The 17114-nt window shown below is 61.3% G+C and carries 13 protein-coding genes; 7 read left to right on the top strand and 6 right to left on the bottom strand.

What is annotated here, in order from left to right:
- Positions 1–211: 211 nt before the first annotated feature.
- The gene (locus F3G95_RS06385; RefSeq protein ID WP_149794276.1) at positions 212–2218 is read right to left on the bottom strand and encodes a fructose-1,6-bisphosphatase; all 2007 of its coding nucleotides are present in this window, start codon (positions 2216–2218) and stop codon (positions 212–214) included.
- Between the two features lie 133 nt (positions 2219–2351).
- On the opposite strand from F3G95_RS06385, the gene F3G95_RS06380 reads away from it, so the two are divergent.
- The 7 genes from F3G95_RS06380 (at position 2352) to F3G95_RS06350 (ending at position 11148) form a co-directional block, all read left to right on the top strand.
- Positions 2352–3272 (top strand): radical SAM protein, encoded by a 921-nt coding sequence (locus F3G95_RS06380; RefSeq protein WP_149794275.1) that lies wholly within the window; start codon positions 2352–2354, stop codon positions 3270–3272.
- Between the two features lie 359 nt (positions 3273–3631).
- Positions 3632–4720, top strand: a complete 1089-nt coding sequence (locus F3G95_RS06375; protein ID WP_149794274.1) for a sugar kinase — start codon at positions 3632–3634, stop codon at positions 4718–4720.
- Between the two features lie 705 nt (positions 4721–5425).
- The gene (locus F3G95_RS06370; RefSeq protein WP_015564883.1) at positions 5426–6895 is read left to right on the top strand and encodes an aminotransferase class V-fold PLP-dependent enzyme; all 1470 of its coding nucleotides are present in this window, start codon (positions 5426–5428) and stop codon (positions 6893–6895) included.
- A 10-nt stretch (positions 6896–6905) separates the two neighbouring features.
- Positions 6906–7766, top strand: coding sequence for a polyamine aminopropyltransferase (gene speE, locus F3G95_RS06365; RefSeq protein WP_149794273.1), 861 nt, complete (start codon positions 6906–6908; stop codon positions 7764–7766).
- A complete protein-coding gene (gene speB / locus F3G95_RS06360; protein WP_149794272.1) occupies positions 7763–8641 on the top strand; it encodes an agmatinase in 879 nt (292 codons plus the stop codon). The genes speE and speB overlap by 4 nt, the downstream gene beginning before the upstream one ends.
- 33 nt (positions 8642–8674) lie before the next feature.
- Positions 8675–9934 carry a saccharopine dehydrogenase family protein gene (locus F3G95_RS06355; protein WP_149794271.1) on the top strand — a complete coding sequence of 420 codons (1260 nt, stop codon included), beginning with the start codon at positions 8675–8677 and terminating at the stop codon, positions 9932–9934.
- Positions 9934–11148 carry a carboxynorspermidine decarboxylase gene (locus tag F3G95_RS06350; protein WP_149794270.1) on the top strand — a complete coding sequence of 405 codons (1215 nt, stop codon included), beginning with the start codon at positions 9934–9936 and terminating at the stop codon, positions 11146–11148. The genes F3G95_RS06355 and F3G95_RS06350 overlap by 1 nt, the downstream gene beginning before the upstream one ends.
- 39 nt (positions 11149–11187) lie before the next feature.
- Here the strand turns inward: F3G95_RS06350 and F3G95_RS06345 are convergent, their stop codons facing one another.
- The 5 genes from F3G95_RS06345 to F3G95_RS06325 all read right to left on the bottom strand — a co-directional run bounded on the left by F3G95_RS06345 (position 11188) and on the right by F3G95_RS06325 (position 17074).
- Positions 11188–12576 carry an alanine/glycine:cation symporter family protein gene (locus tag F3G95_RS06345; RefSeq protein WP_149794269.1) on the bottom strand — a complete coding sequence of 463 codons (1389 nt, stop codon included), beginning with the start codon at positions 12574–12576 and terminating at the stop codon, positions 11188–11190.
- A 597-nt stretch (positions 12577–13173) separates the two neighbouring features.
- Positions 13174–13968 (bottom strand): ABC transporter ATP-binding protein, encoded by a 795-nt coding sequence (locus F3G95_RS06340; protein WP_149794268.1) that lies wholly within the window; start codon positions 13966–13968, stop codon positions 13174–13176.
- Positions 13961–14902, bottom strand: coding sequence for an ABC transporter permease (locus F3G95_RS06335; RefSeq protein ID WP_188117524.1), 942 nt, complete (start codon positions 14900–14902; stop codon positions 13961–13963). Before F3G95_RS06335 ends, F3G95_RS06340 begins: the two co-directional genes overlap by 8 nt.
- Before the next feature lie 248 nt (positions 14903–15150).
- A complete protein-coding gene (locus tag F3G95_RS06330; protein ID WP_149794266.1) occupies positions 15151–16179 on the bottom strand; it encodes an ABC transporter substrate-binding protein in 1029 nt (342 codons plus the stop codon).
- A gap of 169 nt (positions 16180–16348) precedes the next feature.
- Positions 16349–17074 carry a YkgJ family cysteine cluster protein gene (locus tag F3G95_RS06325; RefSeq protein WP_149794265.1) on the bottom strand — a complete coding sequence of 242 codons (726 nt, stop codon included), beginning with the start codon at positions 17072–17074 and terminating at the stop codon, positions 16349–16351.
- Positions 17075–17114: the final 40 nt, after the last annotated feature.

Here is a 17114-nt window from a genome sequence, read left to right as displayed (position 1 = left end):
AAAAGGTCAGTTCAAGGTACGTTATTCCTTCTCGCTGTACAAAGCTCACAACCAGTTGACACAATTACAGCTACTTTATTATACACAACTTCCAGCAAAAAGCAAAGCCCCAATGCACGCTCGTCGATTATTTTCTGTTTTGCCCAGTTTCTTTTCTATTATTCTCGGGTTTTGTCTCTTATTTTCAGGAAAATTTTACATTTGCCGCTGCTTACCACACACTGTCGTCGCAGCGGGTCTCCTTGATCCAGCCCAGCTGATAGGCCCGGACCAGCTGTTTGAGGTCGTGGACCTTCTCCCGCAGGATCTCGCCCTCGTCCGTCTCCTCCACAAGGATGCGGTGGTTCTCCGTCTCGAGGATGTTCTTCTGAGAGAGGATGTCCAGATTCTCGTTCACAGCCTTTTCGGCGCTCTCGAAGGGCTGGTGGGTGCGCAGGGACATGGTGCGGCTGGAATAGACCAGCGTGTAGCCCGCGATGCCGGTCTTTTCGTGGTAGGCGCGGCAGAAACCGCCGTCGATGACCACGAGGCGTCCGCCGCCCTTGATGGGGCTCTCGCCCTTCTTCTCCTGCACGGGGACATGGCCGTTGACGATGTGGCTGGTGCCGGGCAGGCCGAACTCGGCGAGGATGCGGCGGCAGACAGCTTCCTCATTATACCATGTATAATAGGGGTCCTTCACCTCAGTGTGGGTGGAAGCGTCTTCGACATACAGCCGCTCGAAGGTGGTCATGGCGCTGCGGCCATACAGGGGCGACAGCTTGCCGCACCACAGATACCACAGGAAATCCTGTCCGCTCTGGCGGGCGGCGCTGCCCTCGGGGGCGAAGTAGCCCCGGCGGGCGCGCTCGTCACAGTAGTCCATGAGGGCGCGGCCCGAGTAGGCGTGGCCCTCGAACCGCTCCACAGCGAAGGTGCCTTTCTTCGTCATCGGCACAGCGCCGTGGTAGAGCAGGTTGCCGTTCTCGATGTGGTAGACGCTGCCCTTGGCGTACAGGAACTCGACGTGCTGCTGTAATTTCTCGCTCTGGCGGAAGGACTGCACCAGCTTTTGCAGCACCACCTTCTCGTCGCTGTTCAGCGCGGTGGGGTCGGCGGGGTCTACCGTCGGGAAAGACATATCCCGCATGGGGTACTCCCTGCCGTTCACCATGACGGTCCCCTTCTCCCAGTTGATGCGGCGCAGGAAGTCGCGGTCCTGCATCTTGAAATCCGGGTTGCGGTCGATGACCTGACACTCGAGCTTGAGCATCAGGATGGTGATGGCCTTATGCATGACGGCGCAGCGATGGAGCATACCGGGGGTGTAGGGGCCGCGGGCAGTGTCGGTGTGAGGCATCCAGATGGTCAGATCGTCGCCGCCGTAGAACTGCTCGGCCATCCGCTGCAGGTGGCGGAGGTTGATGCCGTAGCAGTCCTCCACCATGCCGTGGTTGTGGTAAGCGAGGGTGGTCTTCAGCACCGTGCAGATGCAGATGGGACTGCCGGCCGCCGCGCCCATCCAGACCACGTCGTGGTTGCCCCACTGGATGTCCACATCGTGGTGGCGCATCAGCAGGTCAAGGATGACGTCGGGGCGGGGGCCGCGGTCGAACAGGTCGCCCACGATGTGGAGCTTGTCCACGGCCAGCCGCTTGATGAGCTCACAGAGACGGACGATGAACTTATCGGCGCGGCCATTCTCGATGATGCTGCCGACGATCTGGCCGTAGTAGAGGTCTTTGTCGTGGTCCTCGAAGTGGGCGTGGAGCAGCTCATCCAGAATGTACCCGCAGCTGGACGGCAGGCAGGCCCGGACATGCTCCCGGGTGTGCTTGGAAGAGACGAGGCGGCAGATGTCGATGAGCCGCAGCAGCGTCTCACTGTACCACTGTTCCAGCGCTTCCTCGTCGGCGCAGCGCTCCTTGAGCTGGGGCAGCTTCTCGTTCGGATAATAGATCAGAGTCGCCAGCTCGGCCCGCGTCCCCTCCGGCACGGTATCCCCCAGCACAATGTCCACCTTTTCGCGGATGACGCCGGAAGCGGAGTTCAGGATATGTACGAACGCCTCGTTCTCGCCGTGCAGGTCGCTCATGAAGTGCTCGGTGCCTTTGGGCAGCTTGAGCAGTGCCTGTGTGCTGATGATCTCGCTGGCGGCCGCTGCCTGCGAGGGATAGTCCCGGGCCAGAAGGCTCAGATATTTCAGGTTGTCCCGGATCTCTTCGGTCTCTGTACGCATGGTGTCCTCCAGATCATGTAGTATTCTTGCATGACATGCAATATTCAATCTTAGTATACCACTTCCGGGGGCAAAAATGATATAATAGCCTCGGATAATTTAATATGATTCTTTCTCATAGGAGTTGGACAATATGTCTCAAAACATTTCCACAACGCCGCCTGTCTCCTGTACCCTCTGCCCCCGCCGCTGCGGCGCAGACCGTGCCGCCGGGCAGACAGGCTTCTGCGGGGCGGGCGGCACCCTGAAAGCCGCCCGCGCGGCCCTGCACTTCTGGGAAGAGCCCTGTATCAGCGGCACCCGGGGCAGCGGCACCGTGTTTTTCTCAGGCTGCACCCTCAAGTGTTGTTTCTGCCAGAATTACCCCATCAGCGCCGAGGGTCTTGGCAAAGAGATCACGATAGAGCATCTGGCCGAAATTTTCCTCGACTTACAGGAGCAGGGCGCCCACAATATCAACCTCGTCACCCCCGGCCAGTGGCGGCCCTGGATCATCGCGGCGCTGGACATCGCCCGGGCCGAGGGACTGCGTCTGCCCATTGTTTGCAACACCGGCGGCTACGAGACGGTGGAGAGCGTGGAGGCGTGGCGCGGCTCTATCGACATCTGGCTGGCCGATTTGAAGTACGTCTCCTCTTCCCTCTCCGCCGAGCTTTCCTCTGCGCCGGACTACTTCGCCCAGGCCAGGCCCGCCATCGAGGCCATGATGGCGCAGGCGGGCCATCCGGTGTTCGACAGCGAGGGCATCTTACAGAAGGGCGTCATCCTGCGGCATCTGGCCCTGCCCGGCCACATCGACGACAGTTTTGCCGTCCTCGACCGGATGGCCGCATGGAACGAGGCCGACCCCGGCTGCTTCATCCCCAGTGTCATGAGCCAGTACACCCCCTTTTTCAAGGCCGCAGAGCACGGCATCGGGCGGCGCATCACCACCTACGAGTACCGCCGGGTGGTCAATTATGCCATGGATCTGGGGCTGACCGCCGGCTATATGCAGCAGAAGAGCAGCGCCCGGGAGGAGTATACACCCAGCTTTGATTTGACGGGCATTTGACCAGCCGGTAAACCTATCAGAGGCAGGTGGAGGGGAGTTTCCCAAGCAAATGTCCAGAGAAGTGGGGCCCCGGCGCGAAGCGTTGGGGCGAAACCGTGGGTTTCGGGTCCCATTTGCGGGGAAACTACCGGACGGCCTGCCGATACGCTTTCCGTCACAATCCACAAAAATCCCACCAAATTTTCTCTCGCAGTGTTTTTCTTTTCCTTGCAAATCCTCTCCGAAAGCACTATAATGGATACAACGATGTGCGTCATGTGGGGTCTGGCTGCCCTGCTGAGCACCAAACGCCCCGTCTCAAGAATGGTATAGGAGAGGCGGCGGCTCAAATGCCCGAGAAGAGCAACAGGAGGACCGTTATGGAACATTTCAACCCCATTCTGGGCTACGAGACCACCGGACCGAAATTCATCACCTGCGGCGAGATCATGCTGCGCCTGCCCCCGCCGAACTACGAAAAACTCCGCATGGCCACCAACTTTGAGGCCAGCTACGGCGGCAGCGAGGCCAACATCGCCCTCGCGCTGGCAAACCTCGGCGTGGACAGCACCTTCTTCAGCGTCGTGCCGAACAACAGCCTCGGCAAAAGCGCCGTGCGCTGGCTGCGCTCCAACGACGTCCACTGCACCCCCATGATCCTCACCGAGCCGGATGAGACGCCCTCCAACCGTCTGGGTACATACTACCTCGAGACCGGCTACGGCATCCGCCCCTCCAAGGTCATCTATGACCGCAAGCACAGCGCCATCACCGAGTACGATTTCTCTCAGGTCGATCTGGACGAGCTGCTGGAGGGCTTCGACTGGCTGCACCTGAGCGGCATTACCCCGGCTCTGGCCCCCAACTGCCGCGGCCTCATCATCGATATGCTCAAGGAGGCCAAGAAGAAGGGTCTGACCGTCAGCTTCGACGGCAACTTCCGCTCCACCCTCTGGACCTGGGACGAGGCCCGCGACTTCTGCACCGAGTGCCTGCCCTATGTGGACGTGCTGCTGGGCATCGAGCCCTACCACCTGTGGAAGGACGAGAACGACCACTCCAAGGGCGACTGGAAGGACGGCGTGCCTCTGCAGCCCAGCTATGAAGAGCAGGACGAAATTTTCCAGCACTTCATCGAGCGCTACCCCAGCCTGAAGTGCATCGCCCGCCACGTCCGCTATGCCCACAGCGGCAGCGAGAACAGCCTGAAAGCCTTTATGTGGTATGACGGCCACACCTTCGAGAGCAAGCTGTTCACCTTCAACATCCTCGACCGCGTGGGCGGCGGCGACGCTTTCGCCAGCGGCCTCATCTACGCCATGCTCCACAACTACAAGGCCATGGACATGATAAACTTTGCGGTGGCAAGCAGCGCCATCAAGCACACCATCCACGGCGATGCCAACATCACCGACGATGTCAGCTCCATCCGCAACCTCATGAACATGAACTACGACATCAAGCGCTAAAAGCAAGCCAAAACGGCCCCGGTACGTCCAGACTGCGTACCGGGGCCGTTCTTTTTATGTTATGCCGCGCCGGCACTTCCTGCCGGATGACGATAAGTATGACTCCCGAAAGATTTTTTGAGCTTTTTCCTGTCAAATCATTGACAAATCGCTTTTTGCGTGATAAAATCACACACGATTTTGAGAGACGAAGCGTGTCGAAGTCTTTTGAAAGCAATTTAACTAGGACCGCCCATCGGGGCTAAGGCCATACGGACAGCCGGGTCCACTGCCGACCGGCGGCGCAAGCTGCCATTATTGATTGAGCGTTAGCGATCCAACTTTTTATTCGTTGGCAACAGCGTTGGATCGCATGCCGCAAAGACTGCTGTTTTTGATTGAAAGCAGCTTTTGACCTTGCGGCTGAGCTCTAAATTTTATAAGTTGGTTCCTTTACAACCATGAAATTGCGCAGAGCGTGCGCAGACTTGTGAAACGGTCAATAAGAGTAGTAAAAGTGTAATTGCTATATAGACTCTCGTCATCCCGTCCTTTTGAATCCTGATGAATCATGCTGCGATACGGCTCTGGCGTCTTTGCCCCGGAGGCTTTGTCCGCGCATTCAAACGGTTTTTTCAAAGCGCAAGCCTGCATTTCTGTGCAGGGCTTGTGCTTTTTTGTTTGCCCGCATGGTTTGCAGCAGGAGTCAGGGACGGAGGAAAAAACATGAGTGAGAACCGTACACGGTTCCGGCTGGACCAGCGCCGCGCACCGATCTACGAGGCTCTGGAGCAGTTCCGACAGATGCGGGTGGTCCCCTTCGATGTGCCGGGCCACAAGCGCGGCCGGGGCAACCCGGAGTTGACGGCCTTTCTGGGCCAGCAGTGCGTGGGCGTGGACGTCAACAGCATGAAACCGCTGGACAATCTCTGCCACCCGGTATCGGTCATCCGGGAGGCCGAGGAGCTGGCCGCCGACGCTTTCGGCGCGGCACACGCTTTTCTGATGGTGGGCGGCACCACCAGCTCGGTGCAGAGCATGGTGCTGACCGTCTGCAAGCGGGGCGACGAGATCATTCTCCCCCGCAACGTCCACCGCAGCGTGCTGAACGCACTGGTGCTCTGCGGCGCAGTGCCGGTCTATGTCAATCCCGAAGTGGACAAGCGCCTCGGCATCTCGCTGGGCATGAAGCGGGAACAGGTGGCAAAAGCCATCAAGGAGCACCCCAACGCCGTGGCCGTGCTGGTGAACAACCCCACCTACTATGGCATCTGCTCTGATCTGCGTGCCATCGTCAAGATGGCCCACGACGCCGGGATGCTCTGCCTCGCCGACGAGGCCCACGGCACCCACTTCTACTTCGGCGGCGGCAGTCTGCCCGTTTCCGCCATGGCGGCAGGCGCGGACATGGCGTCCGTCTCCATGCATAAGAGCGGCGGCAGCTTAACGCAGTCGAGCCTGCTGCTCATCGGCCCCAACGTCCACCCCGGCTATGTGCGCCAGATCATCAACCTGACCCAGACGACCTCCGGCAGCTACCTGCTCATGTCCAGCCTCGACATCTCCCGGCGGAATCTCGCGCTGCGGGGCCGGCAGGTGTTCCATCAGGTGGCTGACATGGCCGAGTATGCCCGCGAAGAGATCAACGCCGTGGGCGGCTACTACGCCTTCGGCAAGGAGCTGTGCAACGGCAACTCGGTCTTCGACTTCGACACCACAAAGCTCAGCGTCCACACGCTGGACATCGGCCTCGCCGGCATCGAGGTCTACGACATCCTGCGGGATGAGTATGACATCCAGATCGAGTTCGGCGACATCGGCAACATCCTCGCCTACCTCTCCATCGGCGACCGCCCGCAGGAGATCGAGCGTCTGGTGAGCGCACTGGCCGAGATCAAGCGCCGCTACCACACCGACGGCGCCGGCCTGCTGAGCCAGGAATACATCGACCCCGTCGTTGCCGCCAGCCCGCAGGAGGCGTTCTACGCCCCCAAAAAGAGCCTGCCCCTCCGGGAGACCGAGGGCATGGTGTGCAGCGAGTTCGTCATGTGCTACCCGCCGGGCATCCCCATCCTGGCCCCCGGCGAGCGCATCACCAAAGAGATACTGAACTATATCGAGTACGCCAAGGCCAAAGGCTGCAGCATGACCGGCCCGGAAGACCCGGACATCCTGCACCTGAATGTTCTGGCATAAGGAGAAGCAGATGGAATTTTGGTTTTCGGAATTTCACACCCCGGACGTCAAGCACAGCATCCGGGTGAACAAGCAGCTCTACTCCAAGCAGAGCGACTATCAGCGCATCGACATTTTTGAGACGCCTGAGTTTGGCCGGGTTCTGACGCTGGACGGCAACGTGATGCTCACCGAGCGGGACGAGTTCATCTACGACGAGATGATCGTCCATGTCCCCATGGCCGTCCACAAGGAGGCAAAAGACATCCTTGTCATCGGTGCCGGCGACGGCGGCGTGGTGCGGGAGCTGACCCGCTACGACCGGGTCGAGCGCATCGACCTCGTGGAGATGGACCCCCAGGTCGTGGAGGCCTGCCGCGCCTATCTGCCCGGCAACGCCTGCCGGATGGACGACCGCCGGGTCCACATCTACTTCGAGAACGCTCTGAAATACATCCGCCGCTGCGAGGAGGAATATGACCTCATCATCGTGGACTCTTCCGACCCCTTCGGCCCCTCCGAGGGCCTGTTCACCCGGGAGTTCTACGGCAGCTGCTTCAACGCCCTGAAAGAGGACGGCATCATGGTCAACCAGCAGGGCAGCCCCTTCTACACCGAGGACGCCAGCGCCATGCAGCGCAGCCACAAGCGCATCGCGTCCACCTTCCCCGTCAGCCGGGTCTATCAGGCACACATCCCGACTTTCGCCGCCGGCTACTGGCTCTTCGGCTTTGCCAGCAAGAAGTACCACCCCATCGACGACCTGGACGCCGACGCATGGAAGGCGCTCAATCTGCGCACCCGCTACTATACCACCCGGCTCCACGTCGGAGCTTTCTATCTGCCGGCATTCCTCGAGGAGATGCTGCGCGAAGTGGAGGAACCCAAATGATCTCACCCAATGTTGAAACCTTTATCGGCTGCGACAGCAGCTACCGCGCCGCCGACATCGTGCTTTACGGCGCACCGTTCGACTCCACCACCAGCTACCGCCCCGGCGCACGGTTCGGCCCGTCGGCCATCCGGCACGAGAGCTTTGGCCTCGAGACTTACAGCCCCTACCAGAACGCCGATCTGACCGACTTCGACATCTTCGACAGCGGCGACCTCGAGCTCTGCTTCGGCTCCAGCGAGGCCGCCCTTGCCGACATCGAGGCCCGGGCGGCAGAGATCCTGCACGACGGCAAGCTTCCGCTCCTGCTGGGTGGTGAGCATCTGGTGACGCTGGGTGCGGTGCGGGCCGTGGCGGAGAAATACCCCGGCCTCCACATCATCCACTTCGACGCCCACGCCGACCTGCGGGACGACTACCTCGGTGCGAAGCTGAGCCACGCCTGTGTGCTGCGCCGCTGCCACGAAATCGTGGGCGACGGCCGCATCCACCAGTTCTGCATCCGCAGCGGCGAGCGGGCCGAGTTCGAGTTTGCGGCCCAGCATACCGAGATGCACAAGTTCGACTTCACCGGCCTTGCCGAGCTCACCGAACAGCTCTGCGCCACCAAAGAGCCGGTCTACCTCACCATCGACCTCGACTGCCTCGACCCCTCCTGCTTCCCCGGCACCGGTACCCCCGAGGCCGGCGGCGTGAGCTTTTTGCAGCTGCTGGACGCCATCCGCACCGTGTCCAAAGCCAACATCGTGGGCGCCGACCTCAATGAGCTGGCCCCCATGCTGGACATCTCCGGCGTCTCCACGGCCACGGCCTGCAAGGTGCTGCGGGAGCTGCTGATTGCCCTCGACAAGGGCTGGCCCGGGTTTCAGGTCTAACAAAAAATAATTTGATATAAAGGAGAAACCATCATGAGCAAAGTTCTGATCATCGGCTGCGGCGGCGTGGCCTCCGTCGCCATCCACAAGTGCTGCCAGGTCCCCGAAGTGTTCACCGACATCTGCATCGCCAGCCGCACCAAGTCCAAGTGCGACAAGCTGGCCGCAGAGCTTGCCCCCAAGACCACCACCAACATCACCACCGCACAGGTGGATGCCGACCATGTGGACGAGGTCATCGCCCTCATCAAGAGCTATCAGCCCGACCTCGTGATGAACATTGCCCTGCCCTATCAGGACCTGACCATCATGGACGCCTGCCTCGCCTGCGGCGTCAACTACATGGACACCGCCAACTACGAGCCGGAGAACACCGACGACCCCGCGTGGCGTGCCATCTATGAAAAGCGCTGCAAGGAGGCAGGCTTCTCCGCCTACTTCGACTACAGCTGGCAGTGGGCCTACGCCAAAAAGTTTGAGGAAGCCGGCCTCACCGCCCTGCTGGGCAGCGGCTTCGACCCGGGCGTGACCCAGGCTTACTGCGCCTACGCCAAGAAGCACGAGTTCGACACCATCGACACCATCGACATCCTCGACTGCAACGGCGGCGACCACGGCTATGCTTTCGCCACCAACTTCAACCCCGAGATCAACCTCCGCGAAGTCTCCGCCCCCGGCAGCTACTGGGAGAACGGCCATTGGGTCGAGATCCCGGCCATGAGCATCAAGCGGGAGTACGATTTCGACAAGGTGGGCCAGAAGGATATGTACCTGCTCCACCACGAGGAGATCGAGTCTCTGGCAAAGAACATCCCGGAGGCAAAGCGCATCCGCTTCTTCATGACCTTCGGCCAGAGCTATCTCGACCACATGCGCTGCCTCGAGGACGTGGGGATGCTCTCCACCACCCCCATCAACTTCAACGGTCAGGAGATCGTCCCCATCCAGTTCCTGAAAGCCCTCCTGCCTGATCCCGCCAGCCTCGGCCCCCGCACCAAGGGCAAGACCAACATCGGCTGCATCTTCACCGGCAAGAAGGACGGCAAGGAAAAGGCCTACTACATTTACAATGTCTGCGACCACCAGGAGTGCTACAAGGAAGTCGGCTCTCAGGCCATCAGCTACACCACCGGTGTTCCGGCCATGTGCGGCGCACTGATGCTGCTGACCGGCAAGTGGACCACCAAGGGCGTCCACACCGTGGAAGAGTTCGACCCGGACCCCTATCTGGACGCACTGGACAAGTACGGCCTGCCCCGCTCTGAGAGCCACAGCCCGGCTCTGGTGGACTGATGCGGCTGGTCGATACGCGCCCGCCCTTCGCGGGGCTGGCGAACCTTTCGGAAAAGGCCCTTGCTTCCCTGCCCACCCCCTGCTATCTGCTGGACGAAGCCCAGCTGCGCCGCAACGGCGAGATTCTGCTGGGGGTCCAGCAGCGGACGGGCTGCAAGATTTTATTAGCGCAGAAAGCTTTCTCCAACTTCGACCTCTACCCGCTTCTCGCACCCTGCCTCGCAGGCACTGAGGCCAGCGGCCTCTACGAGAGCCGTCTGGGCAAGGAAGAGCTGCCCGAGAAGGAGAACCACGTCTTCTGCGCCGCCTACCGGGTGGACGAGTTCAACGAGCTTCTGGATTACGCCGACCACATCGTGTTCAACTCCCCGGCCCAGCTGGCAAAGTTCGGCCCTGCGGCCAAGGCGGCGGGCAAGAGCGTCGGTCTGCGCATCAATCCGGAGCGCTCCACGCAGGAGGGCCATGCCATCTATGACCCCTGCGCCCCGGGCAGCCGTCTCGGCACCACCCGCGCCCAGTGGGACGCGGCTCTGGCAAAACAGCCGGGCCTCGCCGCCCTGCTGGACGGCCTGCACTTCCACACCCTCTGTGAGCAGGACGCCGACGCGCTGGCCGTGACGCTGGACGCCGTGGAAGAGAAGTTCGGCGACCTGCTGCCGGGGCTGAAATGGCTCAATTTCGGCGGCGGACACCATATCACCCGCCCGGGCTATGACCTTGCCACGCTGGAAGCCTGCATCGCCCGGATGCAGGAGAAGTACGGCGTACAGGTCTATCTGGAGCCGGGCGAGGCGTGGGCGCTGAACGCGGGCTATCTCGTCACCACAGTGCTGGACACCCTGCAGAACGGTGACACCGGCCTCGCCGTCCTCGATATGTCGGCCGCCTGCCATACCCCGGACGTCATTGAGATGCCCTACCGCCCTCCCCTGCTGGACGCGGGCGAGCCGGGCGAAAAGCCCTGCACCGTCCGCCTCGGCGGGCCGACCTGCCTCGCGGGCGATGTCGTGGGAGACTACAGCTTCGACGCCCCGCTTGCCGAGGGCGACCGGCTCATCTTCGGCGACATGGCCATCTACACCACCTGCAAGAACAACACCTTCAACGGAATGCCCCTGCCGCCCATCTGGGCGCTGGCTGAGGACGGCACCTGCCGGGAGCTGGTCCGCTTCGGCTACAACGACTTCAAAATGCGGCTGGGTCACCGCGCATAAAACGAAAGCCATCGGCTGTCTGGGCCGATGGCTTTTTGTTTACTTGAGTTTCTTTTTGGCTTCGTACTCCCGCAGGGCGGTCAGCGCCTCGCCCGACAGCGGGTAGAGGGCCAGCATATTGAATATGGTCATCAGGCCGATGCCCACGTCGCCGAGGTCCCACACCACGGTGTAGGCCTGCATACCGCCGACGACCAGCATCACCAGCGCCAGCACCTTGTAGGCCGTCTGCCAGAACCAGCTGTCGCCGAAGAGATAGGCCACGTTGCAGCGGGCGTAGTAGAGGATGCCGATAAAAGTAGAGAAGCTGAACAGCGCCAGCGTCACTGCGATGAAGACGACGCCGAAGCTGCCCAGATGGTACTGCATCGCCGCCTGCAGAAGGTCCATGCCCTGCAGGCCGCTCGTCACGCTCCCGGGAGCCAGCAGCATCACGAAGGCCGTGCAGCTGCAGATGACGATGGTGTCGATGAGGACGCCCAGCGCCTGCACGAGGCCCATCTTCACGGGGTCGTCGCACTCGGCGGCAGCAGCAGCGCAGGGGGCCGAACCGGAACCGGCCTCGTTGGAGAAAAGGCCCCGCTTGATGCCGTTCATCACCACAGCGCCGAAGCCGCCGCCCACGGCCTGACGCAGGCCCAGCGCCTCCGAGAAAATGCGGGCGAAGACACCGGGCAGCTGGGGCAGATGGGTGAGGATGATCCAGAGGGTCATGACGAAGTAGCAGCCCGCCATGATGGGGACCATGACGTCGAGGCTCTTGACGGTGGCTTCCTTCCGCAGGACGATGACCGCCGCAAGCGCCGTCAGCACCAGCGTCGTGACCAGCGGCGGGATAGAGAACGCATTCTGGAATGCCTCGCTCACCGAGTTGCTGACCACCTGACTGATGCCGCACCAGCAGATGAGGCCCGACACGGCGAACAGGCAGGCCGCCACCGAGCGGCGGAGCTTCCTGCCCCGTTTGCGCTCCGCGAGGGTGTGGAGATAGTAGGCCGGGCCGCCCCGCCAGCCGCCGTAAAGGTGGTCTGGCTGCTTGTATTTCTGGGCCAGCGTGGACTCCACAAAGGAGGTGGAGGCACCCAGCAGAGCCGTCACCCACATCCAGAACACCGCGCCTGCACCGCCCACAGACAGCGCCGCCACGACGCCCACCAGATTGCCCATGCCCACCCGGGTGGCCGTGGACACCACCAGCGTCTGGAAGGACGAGAGGCCGCTGCCCTTGTCGTTCTTCTCGCAGACCGCCGCCAGCATATCCCGGAACAGCCGCACCGGCAGAAGCCTCGTGCGCAGGGTGAAGAACACCCCCGCCGTCAGCAGCAGGATGACCATAAACGAAAGACTGAGGGTCACATTTCCCAGATGCAGGGTGAGCAGGTCGCCCCACAACAGGCGGTAGACGCCCTCGATGAGTTGAATGAGCACAGCATTTCCTCCCAGTGCTTGGATTTGGCCGTTTTTGCACAAAAACAGGCCGGCGTCTTTTATTATAGACGATTCGGCCTGTTTTGTAAATCAGGAAAGTGAAGTTCAGGAGAAAAAAGCAACGGCTCTGACTCAGGCGGCTTGCCCTCTCAGTCTCGCTCCGCTCGCCAAGGCCGGGTTGCGGCACCCAGCGTCTGCTGCGCTGTCGCTTGCATCCTGCTGGCCGCTGCCCCAACAGCTCCTCCCTGTTTCCGCCGCTGGCGGCGGTCGTCGCCGTTGCTCCCAAAGGGAGAGCCCTTGGCAGGCCGGTTCACTTCCTACTGGACACCTGAGGCCCGATAAGGCGCAAAAGGGCGGGCCTTGCTACAGAGGGCAGGCCCGGCTTTGTACAACCTCTCCGTCACGCCTGCGGCGTGCCACCTCTCCTTGTAGGAGAGGCTTTGGCAGGCCGTAAAGCTTCACCTCTTCGCCAGAGGCTCCCCTACTAGGGGAGCTGTCGAACGGAGTGAGACTGAGAGGTTGTACTAAGACAGAGCCTTTCCACACCGTCAGGCAGCAAAAAGCTCCCCCTTTCGGAGGAGCTTGAGGTGCGGTTTATCAGGACAGGATCATTCTGTCATTCGCAAACTCACCGCCGCTGGCGATCTGGAACTTTGCCAGCAGGTCGGAGACCTGCAGGTTCTTCTTCTCCTCGCCGGAGACGTCGTAGATGATGTGACCCTCGTGCATCATAATGAGGCGGTTGCCGTACTTGATGGCGTCCTTCATGTTGTGGGTGATCATCATGGTGGTCAGGTGGTTCTCCTCGACGATCTTCGCCGAGAGGGTCAGCACCTTGAGGGCGGTCTTGGGGTCGAGGGCGGCGGTGTGCTCGTCCAGCAGCAGGAGCTTGGGCTTGTTCATGGTGGCCATCAGGAGGGTCAGCGCCTGACGCTGGCCGCCGGACAGCAGGCCCACACGGGCGGTCAGACGATTCTCGAGGCCCAGATCAAGGCTCTTGAGCAGTTCACGGTACTGCTCCCGCTCCGCCCTGGTGATGCCGATGCGGAGAGTTCGGGGCTTGCCGCGGCGGGCGGCAAGGGCGAGGTTCTCTTCGATCTGCATGGTGGCGGCAGTGCCGGTCATGGGGTCCTGAAAGACGCGGCCAATGTAGGCGGCGCGCTGATGCTCGCCCAGACGGGTGACGTCCACGCCGTCGATGATGATCTTGCCGCAGTCCACGGGCCAGACGCCGGCGACGGCGTTCAGCATAGTGGACTTGCCTGCGCCGTTGCCGCCGATGACGGTGACGAAGTCGCCCTCATTCAGGTTCAGGTTCAGGCCGTTCAGGGCCGTCTTCTCGTTGACGGTGCCTGCGTTGAAGGTCTTGGAAACATTTTGTATCTCAAGCATTGTTTGCGCCCTCCTTGTTTGCCTTTTTGGCCGCAGGCTTTGCGAAGTATCTGCCCTTCCAGTACGGCACGGCGAGGAAGACAGCCACAACGGATGCGCTCAGCAGCTTTAACAGGTTTGCGTCAAAGCCGAGGGTCAGCACCAGCTGGATGACGATGTAGTAGATGATGGCACCCAGAGAGACAGACACCATCTTGAGGGCGAAGTTGTGGAAGATGCGGCCAAACACAGCCTCACCGATGATGACAGCGGCCAGACCGATGACGATGGCGCCGCGGCCCATGCCGACATCCGCAAAGCCCTGATACTGGCTCAGCAGAGCGCCGGACAGCGCCACCAGAGCGTTGGAGACGGCCAGACCCAGCACGATGTTGAAGTTGGTGTTGATGCCCTGTGCGCGGGACATGGCGGGGTTGGAGCCGGTGGCGCGGATGGCGCAGCCCAGCTCGGTGCCGAAGAACCAGTACAGCACGGCGATGACCACAGTCGACACCAGAATGACCATGATGATGGGGTTGTGGAGCGCGAACTCCTTGACCCAGCGCAGGGAGATGAGCAGGTCATACTTGTCCACGTTGATGGACTGGTTGGCCTTGCCCATGATCTTCAGGTTGATGGAGTAGAGGGCCAGCTGAGTCAGGATGCCGGACAGGATGGCCGGGATGCCCATAAAGGTGTGGAGCAGGCCGGTGACGAAGCCGGTGGCGAGGCCCGCCAGCACGGCAGCCAGCAGGGACACCCAGACGTTCTGGCCCGAGAGCAGGCACATGACGCAGACTGCGCCGCCGGTGCCGAAGGAGCCGTCCACGGTCAGGTCCGCCACATCAAGGATGCGGTAGGTGAGGTAAACGCCGATGGCCATGATGCCCCAGATGAGGCCCTGTGCGCACGCACCCGGCAGAGCACCGGGCAGGTTCGCCAGTCTTGCAAGCATTTCCAAAATGATTCCTCCTAAATTACACTTTTTTATAGCCCCGTTTGATACGGGAAAGCGGAGAAGGGCGGGAAAACCGCTCTTCTCCGCTGTTTTTTTAGTGGTTAAACCTCTCCGTCACGGCTCCGCCGTGCCACCTCCCCTATCGAGGGGAGGCCTTGGCATTCCGTAAAGCTTTTCCTCTTCGCCAGAGGCTCCCCTCGGTAGGGGAGCTGTCTGCCGAAGGCAGACTGAGAGGTTATCCCTTATCAGCCCTCGATGGCCTCGTAGCCTTCGGGAGCGGTCAGGCCCAGGTCGTCGCAGATGGTCTTGTTGTACTTCTTGGTCACATCGGTGTACTCGATGGGCATGTCAGAGACATTGGACTCGCCCTTCAGGATCTTGACGGCCATCTCACCGGTGGTGTGGCCCAGGTCGTAGTAGCTGATGGACAGGGTGGCCACGCCGCAGCCGGAGCAGATGCCCTCCTCACCGGCGAAGACGGGCTTCTTGGCCGGGCGGCAGATGCCGTCCACGATGCCGGTGTTGGCAGCGACGGTGTTGTCGGTGGGGACATACAGAGCGTCGTTCTCGTCAGCGGCCTTCTGGCAGACGGAAGACAGGTCGTTGGAGTCGGAGAAAGCGTACTGGGTCGCGGTGACGCCCTTGGCCTCCAGATACTTCTGGACCTCGTCCACCTGATACTGGCTGTTGGCCTCAGCGGAGCAGTACAGCAGGCCGACCTTCTTGGCGTCGGGCATCCACTCCACGATCATATCAGCCTGCTGGTCCAGCGGAGCCAGGTCAGAGGTGCCGGAGATGTTGCCGCCGACGGTGCCGGAGAAGTCGGTCAGGCCCAGAGCCACGCCGTACTCGGTGACGGAGGTACCCAGAACGGGGATCTCGTTGGTGGCAGACTGTGCAGCCTGCAGAGCGGGGGTGGCGTTTGCCATGATGAGGTCAACGCCGGAGGAAACGAAGCCGTTGGCGATGGTGGCGCAGGTAGCGGAGTCACCCTGTGCGTTCTGGAAGTCGAACTTCACGTTGTCGCCGAACTCTGCAGTCAGAGCGTCCTCAAAACCCTGCGTTGCAGCGTCCAGAGCGGCGTGCTGCACCAGCTGGCAGATGCCGATGGTGTAGGTGTCGCCGGAAGCGGCAGCGGAGCCGGCTGCGGCAGAAGATGCCACAGAAGAAGCAGCCGTGGAGGATGCAGAAGAGCCGCCGCAGGCGGTCAGGGCAGCAGCAGCGCCGCAGACAGCGGCAGCAGCCAGAAACGAACGACGAGTGATTTTACGCATAATGATTACTCCCTCATTTTTCCATATACGCGGCAACAGGACGCCGCGCCGAAAAGCATTTGAATGTCCAGCAGAGAGCCTCTGCTTTACACTCGTGAAGTATATCACGATTTCCCTCCGATGGCAACGCCGTTTCGGTTCTAATTATCTATTAAAATGAATATATCTATCACTTTTTTCGATAGGTGTTTCTTCTCTGCTGATAGTCCGTCAGTTTTTGCAGCTCTGCGCCCAGCCAGACGAGGTTTTCTTCCAGCTGAGGGAGATACTCTTTCTCATAGTCAAACTTAAAATAGAGTGCCTGCCAGAGCTTCGCCTGCATCCGGCGGCGCAGGGGCGGCTCGAGGGCGGCGTCCAGCGGCTCCACCACGTCTTCCAGGTCCATGCAGGTCTGCGCCCAGCGGACGTCGGTCTTTTCCCGGGCAGGGACGTCGTAGCGGGCCAGATAGTCCTCCACTTTGGCTTCGATGACACGCCCTCCGCAGCCGGTGGGCTGCAAAAAGTAGCTCACCTCCCCTTCCCTGCTGATCTCCTGCGCCAGCGGGTAGAGGGCGCAGACCAGCGGTTCGGCGTCGTGGATGGCGCAGTGGTTCTCGGTGAGGAAAGGGCAGTTGTTCCGCTCCTCCTTCACGGGGGCCAGCCGCAGCACCGGCAGATGGCTCACCTGCCCGATGGACGCACGGCAGAAGGCCCGGGCCACGGTCTGGGGCGGCAGGCGCAGCCGACCCGCGATTCGCCAGAGGTCGAAGCCCGACAGCACGATGTCCTCCCGCCCCCGGCAGCAGCCGCCGCAGCCTGCGCAGGCAAACGAGAACGCCTCGTCCCGCGCCAGCAGCGGTGTCGTGCGGGCAAAATCCACCCGTCCGCAGAGGTCGAGCTGTGAATCCTTGAGCATGTAAGTTTCTCCTGTATACTGTAGTAGATCATGTGGCGAA

The sequence above is a fragment of the Faecalibacterium sp. Marseille-P9312 genome (assembly GCF_902497445.1).
GTDB lineage: Bacteria > Bacillota > Clostridia > Oscillospirales > Ruminococcaceae > Faecalibacterium > Faecalibacterium longum.
The sequence above is the reverse complement of the archived record's forward strand: the minus strand, read 5'-3'. Positions and strand labels throughout refer to the sequence as shown.